The organism is Afipia sp. GW821-FHT14H12, from assembly GCF_058803465.1.
Genome location: NZ_JBXAOZ010000001.1, coordinates 1464403 through 1483602, shown reverse-complemented (window position 1 = coordinate 1483602; position 19200 = coordinate 1464403). Strand labels below are relative to the sequence as shown.

General features: G+C 62.7%; 16 protein-coding genes. 4 read left to right on the top strand and 12 right to left on the bottom strand.

The window, feature by feature from the left end; genetic code table 11:
* Positions 1–29 precede the first annotated feature (29 nt).
* Positions 30–1226: a substrate-binding domain-containing protein gene (locus tag AC1RNA_RS07345; RefSeq protein WP_492950638.1), complete on the top strand. Its 1197-nt coding sequence runs from the start codon at positions 30–32 to the stop codon at positions 1224–1226.
* A gap of 122 nt (positions 1227–1348) precedes the next feature.
* On the opposite strand, the gene AC1RNA_RS07340 is transcribed toward AC1RNA_RS07345, so the two are convergent.
* From AC1RNA_RS07340 to AC1RNA_RS07285, 12 genes are all read right to left on the bottom strand, one after another.
* A complete protein-coding gene (locus AC1RNA_RS07340) occupies positions 1349–2242 on the bottom strand; it encodes a hypothetical protein (RefSeq protein ID WP_492950637.1) in 894 nt (297 codons plus the stop codon).
* Between the two features lie 119 nt (positions 2243–2361).
* Positions 2362–3462 (bottom strand): calcium:cation antiporter, encoded by a 1101-nt coding sequence (locus AC1RNA_RS07335; RefSeq protein WP_040297711.1) that lies wholly within the window; start codon positions 3460–3462, stop codon positions 2362–2364.
* Positions 3463–3593: 131 nt separating this feature from the next.
* Positions 3594–4307 carry a cytochrome c3 family protein gene (locus AC1RNA_RS07330; protein ID WP_492950636.1) on the bottom strand — a complete coding sequence of 238 codons (714 nt, stop codon included), beginning with the start codon at positions 4305–4307 and terminating at the stop codon, positions 3594–3596.
* A 7-nt stretch (positions 4308–4314) separates the two neighbouring features.
* Positions 4315–4812 carry a nitrate reductase cytochrome c-type subunit gene (locus AC1RNA_RS07325; RefSeq protein ID WP_492950635.1) on the bottom strand — a complete coding sequence of 166 codons (498 nt, stop codon included), beginning with the start codon at positions 4810–4812 and terminating at the stop codon, positions 4315–4317.
* Positions 4785–7280 carry a periplasmic nitrate reductase subunit alpha gene (gene napA, locus AC1RNA_RS07320; protein WP_492950634.1) on the bottom strand — a complete coding sequence of 832 codons (2496 nt, stop codon included), beginning with the start codon at positions 7278–7280 and terminating at the stop codon, positions 4785–4787. Before napA ends, AC1RNA_RS07325 begins: the two co-directional genes overlap by 28 nt.
* Before the next feature lie 3 nt (positions 7281–7283).
* Entirely contained in the window at positions 7284–7586 is a 303-nt protein-coding gene (locus AC1RNA_RS07315; RefSeq protein ID WP_492950633.1) for a chaperone NapD, read from the bottom strand.
* Between the two features lie 9 nt (positions 7587–7595).
* Complete coding sequence (napE, locus tag AC1RNA_RS07310) at positions 7596–7793, bottom strand: periplasmic nitrate reductase, NapE protein (RefSeq protein WP_492950632.1); 198 nt, start codon at positions 7791–7793, stop codon at positions 7596–7598.
* 297 nt (positions 7794–8090) lie between these two features.
* Complete coding sequence (locus tag AC1RNA_RS07305; RefSeq protein WP_492950631.1) at positions 8091–9494, bottom strand: NAD(P)(+) transhydrogenase (Re/Si-specific) subunit beta; 1404 nt, start codon at positions 9492–9494, stop codon at positions 8091–8093.
* Positions 9495–9508: 14 nt separating this feature from the next.
* Positions 9509–9829 (bottom strand): proton-translocating transhydrogenase family protein, encoded by a 321-nt coding sequence (locus AC1RNA_RS07300; protein WP_002718713.1) that lies wholly within the window; start codon positions 9827–9829, stop codon positions 9509–9511.
* A gap of 11 nt (positions 9830–9840) precedes the next feature.
* The gene (locus tag AC1RNA_RS07295) at positions 9841–10968 is read right to left on the bottom strand and encodes a Re/Si-specific NAD(P)(+) transhydrogenase subunit alpha (protein ID WP_009337306.1); all 1128 of its coding nucleotides are present in this window, start codon (positions 10966–10968) and stop codon (positions 9841–9843) included.
* Between the two features lie 119 nt (positions 10969–11087).
* The gene (locus AC1RNA_RS07290; RefSeq protein WP_009337307.1) at positions 11088–11240 is read right to left on the bottom strand and encodes an aa3-type cytochrome c oxidase subunit IV; all 153 of its coding nucleotides are present in this window, start codon (positions 11238–11240) and stop codon (positions 11088–11090) included.
* 166 nt (positions 11241–11406) lie between these two features.
* Entirely contained in the window at positions 11407–13278 is a 1872-nt protein-coding gene (locus AC1RNA_RS07285) for a M3 family oligoendopeptidase (RefSeq protein ID WP_492950630.1), read from the bottom strand.
* Between the two features lie 129 nt (positions 13279–13407).
* Between AC1RNA_RS07285 and AC1RNA_RS07280 the strand changes: the two genes are divergently transcribed.
* From AC1RNA_RS07280 to AC1RNA_RS07270, 3 genes are all read left to right on the top strand, one after another.
* Positions 13408–14904 carry a sigma-54-dependent transcriptional regulator gene (locus AC1RNA_RS07280; protein ID WP_492950629.1) on the top strand — a complete coding sequence of 499 codons (1497 nt, stop codon included), beginning with the start codon at positions 13408–13410 and terminating at the stop codon, positions 14902–14904.
* Between the two features lie 288 nt (positions 14905–15192).
* On the top strand, positions 15193–17340 hold the full coding sequence (locus tag AC1RNA_RS07275) for a L,D-transpeptidase family protein (RefSeq protein WP_492950628.1): 2148 nt from the start codon (positions 15193–15195) through the stop codon (positions 17338–17340).
* A 277-nt stretch (positions 17341–17617) separates the two neighbouring features.
* A complete protein-coding gene (locus AC1RNA_RS07270; RefSeq protein ID WP_492950627.1) occupies positions 17618–19192 on the top strand; it encodes a peptidoglycan L,D-endopeptidase MepK in 1575 nt (524 codons plus the stop codon).
* Positions 19193–19200 lie beyond the last annotated feature (8 nt).

Below are 19200 nucleotides of genomic sequence, written 5' to 3'. Positions count from 1 at the left end.
TATGAACACAAATACATAAGGGAGGTACGATGCTTCATATCGAAATCGAACCGGTCTGGCGATTTCGTAAAGAAGGCAGCCCACAGGCTGCCATCGTCATGCTTGGCATCCTCAATGAGATTCGGCAGACCGGAAAACTCACCAGCGCCGCCACGCACGCCAATCTGTCGTACCGGCACGTCTGGAATTTGATCGAGCAATGGTCGGCATTCTTCGGCGCGCCGCTCGTCGAGCGCCAGCGCGGCCGCGGCACGACGCTGACGCCGTTCGGCGAGAAACTGGTCTGGGCGGGACAGCGGCTCGAAGCGCGGCTCGGCCCGCAACTGCAGAACCTCGCGCAGGAGCTCGCGAGCGAGATCAAACCGTTCCTGCATCAGGAGCCGTCGGTGATCCGCGTTCACGCGAGCCACGGCTTCGCGGTGTCGAAACTGCGCGAAATGCTCGACCGCCTGCCCGCGCTCGGCGTCGATCTGCGTTATGTCAGCAACCAGAATTCCTTGGTCTCACTCGCACAGAATGCCTGCGATCTGTCGGGCGTCCATCTGCCGCGCGGCCCGCTGCGCGAGCAGAACATCCGCTCCTGCCTCGAATGGCTCGATCCGAAGGAGGATCGCGTTATCAGCCTCGTCACCCGCGAAATGGGCCTGATGACGAAGCGCGGCAATCCACTGAAAATCCACTCGCTCGAGGATCTCGTCGCGCACAAGGCGCGCTTCGTAAACCGCGACCACGATTCCGGTACGCGGCAGGTGTTCAACCAATTGCTGGAATTGCATCACATCGACCCCTCCGCCGTGCAGGAGACGCAACTGGAGTTCACCCACGCGGCGGTCGCAGCCTTCGTCGCAAGCGACATGGCGGATGCGACCTTCGGCGTCGAGGCGGCGGCGCGGCAGTTCGGGCTGGATTTCATCCCGCTGCTGACCGAAGACTATTTCTTCGTCTGCCACCGCGCCTTCCTCGAGACGCAGCCGATGCAGCACCTGCTCGACCTCATGAAGGGCGAGGAATTCCGGAATGCGATCGCCAACCTGCCGGGCTATAGCGCATCCCGCCCCGGCGAGATCAGCCTCGTGAAGGACTTCTTCGAGTCGATGGTGGAAAATCCCGGCGCACCGGCGCCTTCGCGGCCGCCCGCCAAACGGGCCCAACCGGGGAAAAAGACGGCTGCAAGGACCGTTGCAAAGCCCGCCGCCAAAGCCGCGAAGAAAAAAGCGCGCCGTTAGGCAGGGTCGTCAGACCATTAGTTGTCGTCCCCGCGAAGGCGGGGACCCAGTCTTGGGAGTGGATTCCCGCTTTCGCGGGAATGACGGGGAGAGAGTCTACTCCAATCCAGACAGACTGGATGTCAGTGCGGCAGTACGGCCTGGAAGGCGGACTTCGTCGCCGACATCACGTCCGAGACGACCGAACTGCTGTCCTTGTCCTTTTTGCTGTCATCGCCAGCGTTCAGATCGAGCGGACGCGAGGGGATGTCGGCGGGCGGCACCAGATGTGAGGCGCTGACATCGGCAACGGGCGGCGTCGTAGCGATGGAAGCCGTCGGCAGCGGCGTCACCGCCGCAGGCGGCGACGGCGCGGTTGGGCTGATATTGGCCTCACGCATAGGCGGCACGGCAGGCTGAGGGGCAGGCGCCGCGATCACCGGAGCAACCGTGTGTTCGGGCATTTTCGGAACCGGCTGCGCAACGGCGGCAGGCTGTTCGGCCCGCAGCCGCGCGATGGCGGCGCGCGCCAGATCGTTGGCGTCGGGCGTTGCCGCGGTCTCCTCGACCGGCCTCGTGGCTGGAGTCCGAGCCACGGGGGCAGCCTTGACGAGGGTGCGCTCGCGCTTCTCAGCTTCGCGCCGTTCGGCTTCCTTCCGCTCCAGTTCCCGCTTCTCGGCCTCGCGCTTCTCACTGGCGAGCCGTTCGGCTGCCTTCCGGGCCTCCGCCTTGTCTGCGGCGGCCTTCTCAGTGGCAACCTTGGCCGCTGCGGCCTTCTCACTGGCCACCCGCTCCGCAGCCGCCTTTGCCTCGGCGGCTTTGGCTTCCGCCCTGACGGCAGCCTCGGCCTTCGCGGAGGCCTCTGCGTTGTTCGGCGTCCCGGAAGCGGCCTGGGCAGGTGCGGACATCGCCGCCGGCGGCTTGTCGGCGGGCGGCTTGGCGTTGATGTAATTGGTCACGATGTAGGCGCCGACGACCGTCGCCACGATGGAAGGGATCACCTCCAGAAGATATTTGGACAGAAATTTCTTGATCATCGCCGAATGTGCTCCCCGCGCCGCGCCTGCATGCGGGAACTTTTGGGCCGATTGAGGGATCAACTGCGACCGCATGGTGGCAATTGGTCACGCTTTAGAATTCAATGCTTGCGAGGCGGTTAAGGGACGAAAACCAGCAGCAGAAAGATCGCGAAAATAACCAGATGCACCAGCCCAAACAGGATGTTGGTGCGGCCGGTTCCGAACGTCATCATGCTGACCAGCATGGTCATCGCCAAAAGCGCGATGTCCCGTGACGGCAGACCGAGCACCAGGGTCTTGTCGAGAAGGTAGGCGGCTTCCGCCACCGCCGGGATCGTCAGGCCGATGGTGGCGAGCGAGGAGCCGAGCGCGAGATTGATGCTTTTCTGCAGGTCGTTCTTGCGGGCGGCGGACAGCGCCGCGATGCTCTCCGGCAGCAGGACCAGCATCGCGACGACCACACCGGCAAAGGCAGGTGGCGCGCCGATGGCCGCCGCACCGGCATCCACCACCAGCGAGAACTTCTTGGCCAGCAGCACCACGGCCACCAGCGAGACAAGCAGCAGCACCGCGCTCATCACCAACGCGCCGCCGGACGCGACCGCGTGGCCATTCTCCTCCTGTTGCCCGCCCACGAAGTAATCGCGATGGCGGATGGTCTGGGTGTAGAGAAAGACTCCGTAGAGAATGATCGTGACCACGCTCACGAATCCGAGCTGCAGATGTGAGTAGACCGGCCCCGGCGTCTCCAGCGTGTAGTTCGGCAGCACCAGCGTGATGGTCGCGAACACCGTGAGCACGGACAGGTAGACGTTGACGCCGGTGATCTGGAATTCCTGCTCGCGGTAGCGCAACCCGCCGACGAGAATGCAGGCGCCGACAAGCCCGTTGCAGACGATCATCACCACGGCGAACACGGTGTCACGCGCCAGCGTGGGGACTTCCTGCTCGCCCAGCATCAGCGTCGCGATCAGCGCAACCTCGATGACGGTGACGGCGAGCGTCAGCAGCAGCGTGCCGAACGGCTCCCCGACCCGCTCCGCGATCACCTCGGCATGGTGGACGGCGGCGAATACCGTGCCGAACAGGATGACGAGCAGCACCGCGGCAAACACCAGCCCCGCAAAGGAATGCGTAAAACCAATGCCGAGCGAAGGGATCGCCGTAGCCGCAAACAGCAAAACGGCCAGCGCCGGGAAAACCCAGGCTGACCGTGGCATCGCGTGAGATGTGCTCATGCTGGGAGCTTAGCGCATTTTGATGACGGGTCCACGGCCCCGCCCGCATCCGGTTTTGAAAAGCCCGACCGTTTGGAAAATTCCACAACTAAATCACACAGCCCTCAATCAAGACACACAGAGCATGTCTCTCACTTGTCGGGGTTTGTCTCGTTCTGCGAGGCAGCCTCGAATGTTACATAATGCCGTAACGCTTCCTGCTGCTCGTCGAGAGAACTCTGCCGGTCGCGCAGTTCAGGCGGCGCGCGCCAGCCCGGTTCGATGCCCGTCATGTCGGGCAATTGATGGGCGATGCCCTTGTGACAGTCGATGCATGTCTTTTCGCCGTTTATGAGAAAACGCGAATGAATCTCTGCGGCGCGTCTGGTTTGCTTGGTGAAGTCCATCGCTATTGAGGAATGGCAGTTGCGACACTCCAGCGAGTCGTTTGCCTTCAGCCGCGCCCACTCGTGCTTGGCAAGCTCCAGCCGCTTGTCGAGAAATTTCTGCCGGGTCGAGATGGTGCCGAATATCTTTCCCCACACCTCTTTCGAAGCCTGCATCTTGCGTGCGATCTTGTCAGTCCAGTCGTGCGGCACATGGCAGTCGGGACAACTCGCCCGGACGCCCGAGCGATTCGTGAAATGGATCGTGCGCTGCAATTCCTGATAGACGTTGTCGTGCATCTCATGGCACGAGGTGCAGAATTTCTCGGTGTTGGTGACCTCAAGCGCGGTATTGAAACCGCCCCAGAAAATCACGCCGCAGATGAAGCCGCCGAGCGCGAGCACGCCAAGGCTGATGTGAGCACTGGGGCGGCTTGCGATGTTCCAGAACCAGAGCAGCAATTGCTTGAGGCGAGCCATGGGACATTCACCGCTTCTCTGATCCGACGACCAGGATATCTGTGAATGTGTTGGGAACCAGGGGAGCCGCATCGGTTTGCTGGACGTGGCACTCGGTGCAGAAATAGCGTCGCGGCGTGACGTCGGCGAGCACCTGCCCGTCACGATCCATGAAGTGAGTTACGCTGATCATCGGCGCGCCCGATCCTTCGGTATATTGGCGGCGATGGCAGTCAAGGCAGCGGTTGGTTTCGAGTGTGAGCTGATAATTCTCGATCGAATGAGGAATGATCGGCGGCTGCTCAGGGTAATTGCGCATCACCCTTTTGTCGTTGACGATCGGCCGCGCGAGAGGAGGCGCCGGGTTCTCGCTCATGGGAGAAGCGGCGCCGGTCAGGCGATTGACGATTTGCGGAGCGTTTTGAGCATAAATCGTCCCGCAAACAAACACGAGCATGGAGCTGGCTACGGCTCCGATGAGCGCATGACGCATCTCGGCTAAACCGGAACGATCTTGACTGCGCATTTCTTGAAATCCGTTTGTTTGGAAATCGGATCGGTGGCGTCGAGGGTGGCCTTGTTGATGAGCTGGCTGGCATCGAACCAGGGAACGAAGACGACTCCGCGTGGCATGCGGTTTCGCCCCTGTGTATCGACACGGGTCCGGATTTCGCCCCGGCGCGATACGACGCGGACTTCGGCGCCCTGGTTGATGCCGCGGGCGCGCGCATCTTCGGCATGCATGAAAACGCGAGCACCGGGAAATGCCTTGTAGAGCTCAGGCACCCGCATGGTCATTGACCCCGAATGCCAGTGCTCAAGCACGCGGCCTGTCACAAGCCAGATGTCGTAGTCCTTGTCGGGAGATTCCGCCGGCGGCTCGTATGGCACGGCGATGATCTTGGCCCGTCCATCCGGCTGTCCGTAAAAGTCGATCTTCTTTCCGGGCTTGACGTAAGGATCGAGGCCTTCGCGAAAGCGCCATTTGGTCTCCTTGCCGTCGACGACCGGCCAGCGCATTCCGCGATTCCCGTGATACATGTCGAACGGTGCGAGATCGTGGCCATGCCCGCGTCCGAAGGATGCGTATTCTTCAAACAATCCCTTCTGAACGTAGAAGCCGAACTGCTTCGCTTCCATATTGTCGTATTCGGCCGGGACTTCGCTCGCCGAAAACTTGTCGACATTGCCGTTGCGGAACAACACGTCGAACAGCGTTTTTCCCTTGTAGTTCGGGTTCGCCGTCAGAATGTCCGCGGGCCACACCTCATCGGTAGTGAAGCGTTTTGAGAACTCCATGATCTGCCAGAGATCGGAGCGCGCCTGCCCCGGCGCATTAACGAGCTGCCGCCACACATGGGTGCGGCGCTCCGCATTGCCATAGGCGCCTTCCTTTTCGACCCACATAGCCGCCGGAAGCACGAGATCGGCCGCCATCGCCGTCACCGTCGGATAGGCGTCCGAGACAACGATGAAATTATCCGGGTTGCGATAACCGACATAGGTCTCGCGCGAATTGTTCGGCGCCGCCTGCACGTTGTTGTTGACCTGGACCCAGTAGAAATTGAGCTTGCCGTCGTGAAGCATGCGGTCCTGCTCCACGGCGTGATAACCCGGCTTCTCCGGAATGATGCCGTGCGGGACACGCCAGACTTCTTCCGCATGCTTGCGATGCTCCGGATTGGTCACGGTCATATCGGCCGGCAGGCGGTGTGCGAACGTGCCCACCTCGCGCGCCGTGCCGCAAGCCGATGGCTGGCCGGTCAGGGAGAACGGCGAATTGCCCGGCTCCGAGATCTTGCCGGTCAGAAGATGCAGGTTGTAAAGGAGCTGATTCGCCCAGACGCCCCGGACATGTTGGTTGAAGCCCATCGTCCAAAGCGACATCACCTTCCGATTGGGGTCGGCGTACAATTCGGCGAGTTCTTGCAGAAAGCCGCGCTCCACGCCGGTCAGCTTGGAGACCTTCTCGACCGTGTAGTCCTTCACGAAGTCGGAATAGGCCTTGAAATCGATGGGCGTCATCGCCGCCGCGGTCGCCGCGCCCTTGGCTTTCTGCTCCAGCGGATTGTCGGGGCGCAGGCCGTAGCCGATATCGACCGTGCCCCGCACGAAGGTGGTGTGGTTCTTGACGAAATCCTCGTTAACCCGCCCGGTCGAGATGATGTGGTTGGCGATATAATTCAGAATCGCCAAGTCCGTCCCGGGCTTGAAGACGATCGGAATGTCGGCGAGATCCGAACTCCGGTTGGTAAAAGTCGACAACACGGCGACCTTGACATGCCGTTGACTCAGCCTGCGGTCGGTCAGACGCGTCCAGAGGATCGGATGCATCTCCGCCATATTCGATCCCCAGAGGACGAATGCATCCGCAGCCTCGAAGTCGTCGTAGCAGCCCATCGGCTCATCCATGCCGAACGTCCGCATGAACGCGTAAGCTGCCGACGCCATGCAATGACGCGCATTGGGATCGAGATTGTTCGAGCGGAATCCGGCGCGCATCAGCTTGGTTGCGGCATAACCCTCGTAGATCGTCCACTGGCCGGAGCCAAACATGCCAAGCGCGGTCGGGCCTTTCGCCTTCAAAACCGCTTTGGCGCGCTCGGCCATGATGTCGAAGGCTTCATCCCAACTGACCGGCGTGAGATCGCCGTCCTTGGCGAACACCCCGTTTTTCTTGCGCAACAACGGCATCGTCAGACGGTCGCCGCCATACATGATCTTGGATAGGAAATAACCCTTGATGCAGTTCAGCCCGCGATTGACCTCCGCAAGCGTGTCGCCATGGGTTGCGACCACTTTCCCGTCCTTGACGCCGACCATCACCCCGCATCCGGTGCCGCAAAAACGACACGGCGCTTTCGACCATTTGATTTCCAGCGATCCGGTGCCGCCCGCGACCGGCTGTGCCATGGCGGGAAGACTGATATTGGCTGCCGCGGCTGCAACAGCCGCTGCATGAGCCTTCAACAGTTCACGGCGCGTAAGGGCCATTGCCTAATCTCCGATACGGGCGAACCTCTCAGCCTGTTCAAACACCATGTTGGCAGACAGCACGCCGGGCCACGTGGCGATTTCCGCCAGATGGCTCCCGAGAATGCCGCTGTCATGCGCTTCCATCACGACGACGATCTTCGACGCCGCCATGTGATGGACTTCGACACCGTCCATCGCCTTCAGTGCACGGACAACATCGTCTCTGTTTTGTGGAAGCACCGACACGACGGCGCTGGAGATGTGAATCATCTCATCCGCCAATCGCCCTGTAATCACACTGCGCCGGGAGAGAGACTCGCTCATCGCTGTACCTCAAGTCCCAGGAGGTCCGGGCGGCCCCAGGATCAATTGGGACATCCAGATACAAAAGCCAAAGCCGCCCACCACGCCAACGGCGACGACCGGCCAGATCAATGCTGCGATGATGGCAAAAACAATAAGCTCGTCCCGCCGCATTGGGACGGCATTCGAAGAATCCTGTCGCGTGCCGTTGTTCGACGAGTCGATCATGGCAACCTCAGGCCTTACGGGCTTGCGGCGTCAGGGCTTTACGAGCACGTCAATCCTAGGCCCAACTTACTCTTTGTAGCAAGTCCCTCGAAGAACAGCCGTTGCGTGTGCCTACAATTGTATCGATCGGCGTCATCAAGGTCAGCTGTCGAGAAAGGGCGGGCCATGCAAAACCCCTCGATCGCGCGATGCGATCGAGGGGTTTAAAGATTTGATTTCGCCGGGTTTTGACGGCGAATGCCACATGACTTTGGTGGTGGACGAAGCCTCAAGGGCGAGGCTTCATCCAGAGTCCAATTACATCGCCTTGACGATGTTCTCCGTCATCTTCTTGGCGTCGCCCAGCAGCATCATCGTGTTGTCACGATAGAACAGCGGGTTGTCGACGCCGGCGTAACCGGAAGCGAGCGAGCGCTTGATGAACATCACGGTGCCGGCCTTCCAGACCTGAAGAACGGGCATACCGTAGATCGGCGAGGACGGATCTTCTTCCGCCGCCGGGTTGGTGACGTCGTTGGCGCCGATCACGAACGCCACGTCGGCCTGCGCGAACTCCGAGTTGATATCCTCGAGTTCGAACACCTCGTCGTAAGGCACGTTGGCTTCCGCCAGCAGCACGTTCATGTGGCCGGGCATGCGGCCCGCGACCGGATGGATGGCGTATTTCACCTCGACGCCTTCCTTCTTCAGCGTGTCGGCCATTTCACGCAGCGCGTGCTGGGCCTGCGCCACTGCCATGCCGTAGCCCGGCACGATGATGACCTTCTGTGCGTTCTTCATGATGAAGGCCGCGTCGTCGGCCGAGCCGAGCTTGACCGGCTTCACTTCGCCAGACGCTCCGGCCGCAGCCGCGGCACCGCCATCGGCGCCGAAGCCGCCGAGGATGACCGAGATGAAGGAACGGTTCATCGCGTGACACATGATGTAGGACAGGATCGCACCCGACGAGCCGACAAGGGCGCCGGTGATGATCAGCGCCGAGTTGCCGAGGGTGAAGCCAATGCCGGCCGCGGCCCAACCCGAATAGGAGTTGAGCATCGAGATCACCACCGGCATGTCGGCGCCGCCGATCGGAATGATCAGGAGCACACCGAGCACCAGCGCGATGATGGTGATGAGCCAGAAGTCGACCGCGCTCTGCGAGGAGATCAGGCCGTAGATGAAGAACACCAGCGCCAGCGCCAGCACGATGTTGATGATGTGGCGCGCCGGCAAAATGATGGGCGCACCGCTCATGCGGCCGGAGAGCTTGGCGAACGCGATCACCGAGCCGGTGAAGGTCAGCGCGCCGATGGCGACGCCGAGCGACATTTCAACGAGGCTCTGGGCGTGGATCGCGCCGTGGGTGCCGATGCCGAAGGCGGTCGGCGCGTAGAACGCTCCGGCCGCAACGAGCACGGCGGCCATGCCAACCAGCGAGTGGAAGGCGGCGACCAGTTCAGGCATCGCCGTCATCGGCACGCGCCTGGCGATCACAGCGCCGATCGAACCGCCGATGGCGATGCCGAGCAGCACGAGGATCCAGCCAGTAGCGCTCGCCGGCGGATGCGCCGCGAGCGTGGTGGCGACCGCGATCGCCATACCGACCATGCCGAAGAAGTTGCCCTGACGCGAGGACGCCGGGCTGGACAGCCCGCGCAGCGACAGAATGAAAAGGACGCCTGCGACGAGATAGAGCAGGGCCGAAAGATTAGCGTTCATGGCTCAGCCCCTGCTCACTTCTGCTTCTTCTTGTACATCGCCAGCATGCGCTGGGTGACAAGGAAGCCGCCAAAGATGTTGATGCATGCGAAGATCAGCGCGACGAACCCGAAGGCCCGTGCCCAGAGCGGGCCGTTGTCGTCGCCGACGAGTGCCACGCCGACCGCGAGCAGCGCACCGACCACGATCACCGAGGAGATCGCGTTGGTCACCGACATCAGCGGCGTGTGCAGCGCGGGCGTCACCGACCACACCACGAAATAGCCCACGAACACCGCGAGCACGAAGATCGACAGCCGGAACACGAACGGGTCGACAATCTCAATACCATGCATGGCTGGACTCCTTACGCCTTCGGCTGGAAGTTCGGGTGGATGACGGCGCCGTCCTTGGTCAGCGCGGTGGCCTTGACCAGTTCGTCGTCCCACTTCACGGCCAGCGACTTGGTTTCCTTGTCGAACATCGTCTCGATGAACGCCTGCAGGTTGCGGGCGTAAAGGCCCGAGGCCGACGCCGGGACCTTGCCCGCGAGGTTGGTGTAGCCGATGATCTTGACGCCGTTGACGTCCGCGATCTCATCGGCCTTCGCACCCTCGACGTTGCCGCCGCGTTCGACCGCGAGGTCGACCAGCACGGAGCCGGGCTTCATCGACTTCACCATCTCAAGCGTGACGAGCTTCGGAGCCGGACGGCCCGGGATCAAAGCCGTGGTGATGATGATGTCCTGCTTCTTGATGTGCTCGGCGGTGAGCGCGGCCTGCTTGGCCTGGTATTCCTTGGACATTTCCTTGGCGTAGCCGCCCGCCGTCTGCGCGTTCTTGAATTCCTCGTCCTCGACGGCAAGGAATTTTGCGCCGAGCGACTCGACCTGCTCCTTCGTCGCCGGGCGAACGTCGGTGGCGGAGACGACGGCGCCGAGGCGGCGCGCGGTCGCGATCGCCTGGAGGCCAGCGACGCCGACACCCATCACGAACACCTTGGCGGCAGGCACAGTGCCCGCTGCGGTCATCATCATCGGGAAGGCGCGGCCGAAGGCCTCGGCGCCTTCGATCACGGCGCGATAGCCCGCGAGGTTCGCCTGAGAGGACAGTACGTCCATCACCTGCGCGCGGGTGATGCGTGGCATCAACTCCATCGCGAAGGCCGACACGCCGGCATCGGCGAGCGACTTTAGCGCGGCGTCGTTGTTGTACGGGTCCATGATCGCGATCGCGAGCGCACCCTTCTTGTAGGAGGCAGCTTCGGCTGCGGTCGGGCGCTTCACCTTGATGACGATGTCGGCGTCCTTCACGGCGTCGGCGCTGACCACGGCACCCATGGCTTCGTAGTCGGCATCCAGCAGGCCGGACTTGATGCCCGCGCCCGGCTCGATCGCAACGTCGATACCGAGCGACTTGAATTTCTTCACAGTGTCGGGCGTCGCCGCGACACGCGGCTCGGCCGCGTCCTGTTCCTTGGCAATCGCTATCTTCATAAAGCCTCCCGCGATCTCAAAGCCGCGTCTGACCGGTGCATGACGCACCTCTGCTACACGCGGAAGCGGCGTAAGCCGCTTCCTTCCAATCCCGTTGTAAGTTCAGGGAAAAGTCGAATTCAGGTGAGGAAAATCGCCATCAGCGCCAAAATCACCACCAGCGTCACGCAGGTGTATTTGGTCAGCTTCAGGAATGACTCGTAGGTCTGCTCATGAGCGGGATAGTCGTTGCCATCCGCGGTCGTGTAGGCCACCTCACTGTGGTCCGCCATTATAGTTGCCTCCAGCACTTTGCTTTGCGTGGGCAATACCGCACTTGCCTTGGCAGAGCAACGGTCCTTCTAGGCAAAAAGTTGTACAACCCACAAGCGCCGGGTTTCTAGCACTCGGCCTATGGGTTTGTTTTCATTGAATGAAAATGTAAGAGGCCGCTCCGCCCTACCCCATCGCCTCCAGCTCACCGATCATCCCCTCGATCACCGACAGGCCACCGTCCCAGAAAGCAGGGTCCTTGGCATCGAGTCCAAACGGCGCCAGCAGTTCGGAATAGTGCTTGGTGCCGCCCGCCGCGAGCATATCGAGATAGCGGTCGGCGAAGCCCTCGGCCGCGTGCTCGTACACCGCATAGAGCGAGTTCACGAGGCAATCGCCGAACGCATAGGCGTACACGTAGAATGGCGAATGAATGAAGTGCGGGATGTACATCCAGAACGTCTCGTAGCCCGGCTTGATTTCGATGGCCGGCCCTAAGCTCTCGCCCTGCACCGACAGCCAGATCTCGCCAAGACGCTCGGCGGTGAGTTCGCCGTTGCGGCGCTCGGTGTGCACGGCGCGCTCGAACGAATAGAACGCGATCTGGCGCACCACCGTGTTGATCATGTCCTCGACCTTGCCCGCGAGCAGCGCCTGCCGCTGTTTGGCGTTCTTGGTCTGCGCGAGGAGGCGCTTGAAGGTCAGCATCTCGCCGAATACGCTTGCGGTCTCGGCGAGCGTCAGCGGCGTCGGCGCCATCAGCGCGCCCTGCTTCGCCGCCAGCACCTGATGCACACCGTGACCAAGTTCATGGGCGAGCGTCATCACGTCGCGTGGCTTGCCCTGATAGTTCATCAGCACATAGGGATGCGCCGACGGCGTGGTCGGATGCGAGAACGCACCCGGCGCCTTGCCCGGACGCACCGGCGCGTCGATCCAGCGGTCGTCGAAGAAACGCTTCGCGATGCCCGCCATCTCCGGCGAGAAATCGCCATAGGCTTTCAGGATCGTGCTCTTGGCATCATTCCATTCGATCTGGCCGGTGGCCGCGAACGGCAGCGGCGCGTTGCGGTCCCAGTGCGCGAGCTTCTTCTTTTTGAACCACGATGCCTTCAACGCGTAATAACGATGCGAGATGCGCGGATAGGCCGCACGCACCGACGCCACCAGCGCATCCACCACTTCGCGCTCGACACGATTGGCGAGATGGCGCGAATCCGCGACATCCTCGAAGCCACGCCAGCGGTCCGAGATTTCCTTGTCCTTGGCGAGCGTGTTGGTGACGAGCGCGAAGGTCCGCTCGTTGGCCTTGAAGGTTTTCGCCAGCGCCTGCGCAGCCGCCTTGCGCTTCTCGGGCGCGCGATCCTGCAACAGGTTCAGCGTCGGCTCGATCGCCAGTTCTTTCGATCCGACCTTGAAGCGCAGGCCCGCGATGGTCTGGTCGAACATACGGTTGAACGCGCCGTAGCTCGTGGTCGATTTCTCGTGGAACAGCTGCTCGATGCGATCCTCGAGCTGATACGGCTTGTCCTTGCGGATGTCCTCCAGCCACGGGCGATAATGGCCGAGCGCCGGCACCTGCATCGCCTTTTCGATCAGTTCGTCGTCGATGCGGTTGAGTTCGAGCGTGAAGAACAGCAGATGCGTCGAGGCATTGGTGAGACGCTCTGACACATCGCCGTAGAATTTGGTGATCGCCGGATCGACCGTGTCGCCCGCATGGATCAGGCCCGCATAGGAAATCAGCCGTCCGGCGAGATCGTCGATCGCCTCAAAGGATTTCACGGCTTCCGCCAGCCACTCGCCCGCGCCGGGCTTGGAAAGCGCATCCGCGATCTTGCCCTTATAGGCCGCCTCGAACGCCACGCAGTCGGCATCGAGCTTGTCGAGGTCGCGCGCGATCTCCGGCGCGGTGATCGACGAATAGAGATCGCCCAGATTCCACTCGGGCAGCTTCGCCGTCTTCTTCACCGCCTTTTTGGCCGCGGGTTTCGCAGGCTTCGCCGCCTTCTTGGTCTTGGCGGGTTTACGCAGAGCGGAGGACGAACGTGCAGCCATTATGTGTTCCTACCCGTGTTGTTCCTGTGCTGGCAGCGCGAACGTCCGCCAACTCTTAAGAGGCCGTTAATCGGCATCGGCGAGAGTGCCCCGATTCGAGACAGATAAACCTGCTGACCGAGGAATTCCATGGCCGCGACTATTCTGATTGCCGATGACGATGCCGTCCAGCGCCGTCTGCTGGAAAATATGGTGCAGCGTTGCGGCTATCAGACCATCGTCGTCGAAAGCGGTGACGCCGCCATGACGGTGATCGCAGATGAGATGCGCACGGTCGATGCCATCGTGCTCGATCTCGTGATGCCGGGTCTCGACGGCCTCGGCGTGCTGTCGAAGATGCGCGAGATGGGCCTGCATATTCCGGTGGTGGTGCAGACCGCGCATGGCGGCATCGACAATGTGGTCTCCGCGATGCGCGCGGGCGCGCATGATTTCGTGGTCAAGCCGGTCGGCATCGAGCGGCTTCAGGTGTCGTTGCGCAACGCGCTCGACGCCAGCGCCCTGAAAGGCGAATTGCAACGCATCCGCCACTCGCGCGAAGGCCGCCTCACCTTCAAGGACATCGTGACCCGCTCGGAGGCGATGGGGCATGTGCTGGCGATGGGCAAGAAGGCCGCAGCCTCGGCCATTCCGGTGCTGATCGAAGGCGAATCCGGCGTCGGCAAGGAGCTGGTCGCGCGCGCCATTCACGGCTCCTCGGAGCGCGCCAGCAAGCCATTCGTCACCGTCAATTGCGGCGCGATCCCCGATAACCTCGTCGAGTCGATCCTGTTCGGCCACGAGAAGGGCGCTTTCACCGGCGCCACCGAACGCCATGCCGGCAAGTTCGTCGAAGCCTCCGGCGGCACGCTGTTCCTGGATGAAGTCGGCGAACTGCCGCTCACCGCGCAGGTGAAACTGCTGCGCGCCCTGCAACAGGGCGAGGTCGAGGCGGTCGGCGGCCGCAAGCCGGTCAAGGTCGATGTGCGCATCATCTCGGCGACCAACCGCAATTTGCTCAACCATGTGAAGGCCGGTCATTTCCGCGACGACCTGTTCTATCGCCTGCATGTGCTGCCGCTGACGATCCCGCCGCTGCGGTCGCGGCGCGAGGACATCCCTCATTTGTTACGCCATTTCCTCGCGCGCTTCAGCGCGGAGGAAAACCGCGCCATTGCCCGCGTCGGCGCCGACGCCATGGCCCGCCTCGTCAATGCCGACTGGCCGGGCAATGTCCGCCAGCTCGAGAACGCGGTCTATCGCGCGGTGGTGCTGTCCGACGGCGAGGAGCTTCGGGCCGACGACTTCCCCGCCATCAATGGCGGCCCCCTGGGGTCGGACGCAGGTCCCGAGATCGGACCGCTGACGCTCGCGCAACCTGCGCGGGTAGCCGCCCATGAAATCCCAATCGCACCGGCCCAGTCCGCACCGGCCCTCCTGCCGCACGGCGCCCTGACGATACTGGACGAAGACGGCGAATGCCGCGCGCTCGACGAGATGGAAGCCGAGATCATCCGCTTCGCCATCTCGCATTATCGCGGCCAGATGTCGGAAGTGGCGCGGCGGCTGAAGATCGGCCGTTCCACGCTGTACCGGAAGATGGACGACATCGCCGCTGTTCCCGCCGGGAAGAACCAAGAATCCTGAAAAAGACCCCGCCCCTTCGGACCGTTGCGGCTTGGTGACAGACCAAGAGAAAGCACGCAGGGGTGGTTGCAGATCACCGTCAGCACGGTCAGTTTCCCGTGACACGTTCCGGCGCAAGCTAGGCGCATTGCGTCCGTGCGTGTACACTTGTTGATGGTGCGATGAATCGACCGGGCGCGATACGCCGGGGAAACGAACCGGTGAGAGCCGGGTTTCACCTGGGTGCGGGCTTAAATGAGACAAACTTGCTGTTTCAGGCCGAAACAGCCTCGCTCAGGGAACTCGATAATGCATGACTTCTCGACCGGCCGCAGCGGTTACGATCGCGTGCTGGCAGCCGTCGCAGCGACCTTCCTGCTGACCGGCACCGTAACCTTTGCTCATGCCGACCCGGCGAAGCCAGCGGATGCCTCCATCAGCGCCGCAGTTCCCACACCCGACACCTCGAACGTCCCACCGCCGACCGCGGCCGACGTGAAGGCCGATGCACCGAAAGCCGACGCGGCAAAGGCCGCGGACACCGCAAAGCCTGCTGCATCCGAGCCGGCCAAGACGGATGCAAAGGCGGACAACAAGCCCGCCGACGCGTCGAAGGCGGATACAGCTAAAACCGAGCCTGCGAAGTCCGAGCCTGCGAAGTCCGAACCGGCGAAGGCCGATACGGCCACGACAGCGCCCGCCGCTCCGGCCAAGACGGATAATGCCAAGACCGAAACTCCGGCCGCTGCTCCTGCCGTCGCCACACTCGATCCGTCCGCCGAGGCGCTGCGCAGCCTGGTGACGACGAAGGCCGGCAAATATTTCGACCGCAAGAAAGAACGCGAGGCGGTGGAAGCCTTCTACAAGGACCGCAACTACGCTCCGCTCTGGACCAAGGGTGCCGCGGCAACCGCGCGCGCCAATGACGCGAGCGCGCGGCTGAAGAAGGCGGATGAGGACGGCCTCGATCCGGAGGATTATCCGGTGCCGAATTTCACCGCCGCCACAACCGCGGATGCGCAGGCCGATGCCGAACTGAAGCTGACTGAAAGCGTGCTCGACTATGCGCGCCACGCCCAGAGCGGCCGCATGCACTGGTCGCAGGTGTCCGGCGACATCCAGTACCCGGAGCACTACCCCGACCCGACCGAAGTGCTGATCAACGTCTCGACCGCGCGCAATGCCGGCGCGGCGCTTGAGACCTACAATCCGCCGCACAAGCTCTACAAGGAATTGAAGGCCAAGCTCGCCGAGCTGCGCGGCAAGACCGACGAAGGCAAAAAGATCGCCGACGGCGAGACGCTGCGCTTCGTCAAGCCGACCAAGAAGAACCCGAACCCCACCGTGATGGACGACGCGCGCGTGCCTGCGCTGCGCGCCAAGCTCGGCGTCACCGAGAATGCGAGCGACACGCACTACGATGCGACCGTCGCCGCCGCCGTGCGCAAGTTCCAGAGCGCGAACGACCTCAAGGCCACCGGCGTTCTCGACAACCACACGGTCGCGGCACTCAACGGACCGCGCAACGACCGCAAGATCGATATCATCCGCGTCAACATGGAACGCTGGCGCTGGCTGCCGCGCGATCTCGGCGCACCCGCGCTCGGCGATGCCTATGTCATCCTCAACATTCCCGATTACAGCCTCCAGTTGATGCATAATGGCGCAACGGCCTGGAAGACCCGTGTCGTTGTCGGCAAACCCGGCAAGCACGCTACCCCGCTGCTGACGGAGACGATGAAGTACATCACCGTCAATCCGACCTGGAACGTGCCGCCGTCGATCATCTACAACGAGTACCTGCCCGCCCTGCAGCAGGACCCGACCGTGCTCGAGCGCATGGGCCTCAAGCTCCAGCGCAATCCCGATGGCACCATCCGCATTTCGCAGCCGCCGGGCGAAGCCAACGCGCTCGGCCGCATCCGCTTCAACTTCCCGAACAAATTCCTGGTCTATCAGCACGACACGCCGGACAAGTATCTGTTCGCCAAGAGCGAGCGCGCTTTCAGCCATGGCTGCATGCGGGTGCAGAATCCGGATCAGTACGCCGCGACGATCCTGGGTATCGCACTGCCGAAGGATCATTACACGCCGGAGAAAATCCGCAGCATGTATGGCCACAACGAGATCAACATCAACCTGCCGACGCCGCTCCCGGTCAACATCACCTACCAGACCGCGTTCGTGGACGACGCCGGCAAGCTCGAATTCCGCAAGGACATCTATGGCCGCGATGCGACCATGATCAAACTGCTGAAGGAAGGCGGCCGCCGCAACCTCGAAACCGTCGTCGCGCATTCGCAGCCGAACTACGTACGGCCCACCGGCAACATCAATATTCCGGGCGACGGCTATGCGGACCGCTCCTCGGCGCCGAACTTCTTCCAGATGCTGTTTGGTGGCGGCGGACGCGCCGAGGTCGAGCCGGAACCGCGCGGCCGGCGCCGCTACCGCTAAACGCATAAATTTTTCGGCTCGGGTTCCCCAGCTCCGAAATCCACCTTACGCAATAAAATCAGGGCCCCGCCGCAAGCGGGGCCCTTTGCGTTAACCCTGTCTCCGGAGGCGATATAAATACCGGCCATTTTTTGCCACAGTCGGCCCGTTAGCTCTCGATTGCGTGATCGGGGATGGGGGTAAATTTCCATTAACCGGCCGACGTTACACACAATTCATCATCTCCGCTGCGTGGGGTAGCGGGGATCTCTTCCTGGGCGTTCCAACAGGACGATAAGTGGCGGGCGATCATCCACGCGGCAGCAGCCTTTGGCCTGTGCGGCACTCCTTGCGGGTGAGCGCATCCGCTATGCTCCTGCTGTTCGCCGGCGCAGGCGCGGTGCATGACGCGACCGCCAGCAACGACACCCGCACCCTCTCCTTCCACCACACTCATTCCAGCGAAGAGCTCACCGTCACCTTCAAGCGCAACGGTCGCTACGACGCCGACGCGCTGAAGAAACTCAACCACTTCCTCCGCGACTGGCGCAGCCAGGATTCGACCACGATGGACCCGCATCTGTTCGACATCCTGTGGGAGGTCACTCGCGACGTCGACGCCAAGCAGCCGATCCAGATCATCTCGGCCTATCGCTCGCCCAAGACCAACGCCATGCTGCGCCGCCGCTCGGCGCATTCCGGCGTCGCGCGCTTCAGCCAGCACATGCTCGGCCACGCGATGGATTTCTTCATTCCCGGCGTGCCGCTTGAGAAGATCCGGTTCGCCGGGCTTCGCCTGCAACGCGGCGGCGTCGGTTTCTACCCCACCTCCGGCTCGCCCTTCGTGCATCTCGACACCGGCAACATCCGCCACTGGCCGCGCATGACGCACGACCAGCTCGTGCGCGTGTTCCCGGACGGCAAGACGGTCCATGTCCCCACCGATGGACGTCCGCTGAAGGGCTACGATCTCGCGCTCGCTGAAATCCGGCACCGCAAGGGCGATGAGGCCACGACGGCCAGCAGCCGCAGCCTGCTCGCCTCCCTGTTCAAGGGCAAGCAAGCCTCAGAGGACGACGACGAATCCTCCGCCTCCACACCGGCTGCCGAAACACCTGCCAAGCCCAGTCTGATCGCCGCGGCGGCAGACAGGGTGAAGGACAAGATCGCCGAGATGGTGCCGGTGCCGCGTGCACGGCCGGTTCAGACCGCCAGCTATCGCGTCGCCTCCGCAGTCCCCGTCGAAATTCCGCTCGCTCCTGCCAAAGCAGCCAAACAGCCGCAGACCATGGCCGAGATGATCGAGGCCCGCGTCCGCTGGGATGACGCCGCGATGACGCCGAAGCCCGCATCAGCCGAACAGATCGCCGCCGTGAAGGCGCGTGCCGCCGATCCGCAATCCACCGCTTCGCTGCCCGCGAACGTCGCCAACGCGATGGCCTATGACGCGCCGCAACTGCTCGACCGCAGCAAGATCGTCGCCGCGAGCGGGCCGGTGCCGCCGACGCACATCGCAGCCCTCGCGCGCGATGCCGCCGTATCCGTCCATGCCAGCACCGTGCTCGGCAAGACGTCGCGTGGCCACTCCCGCTCGCCTGCCACCATGCTGCGCCTCGCCAGCGCCGATCAGGCGAGCGACATCTGGCTGCGCGCGATGGTGCTGACGCCGAGCGCCAATAACGCGCTTTACACCTCGGTGATGGGTGACTGGGACATGAGGCCGATGGTCGCGCATTTCGTGAAGCCTGCGCGCGCGGTGACGATGACGTTCTCGCTCGATCCGCAGATCGGCCCCGCCTGCGACCGCTTCAGCGGCCCGGCGATCGCTTCAATGCCGACCACGACTTTCGTGCAGACCGCTTCGCTGCGGTAAATTCAAAA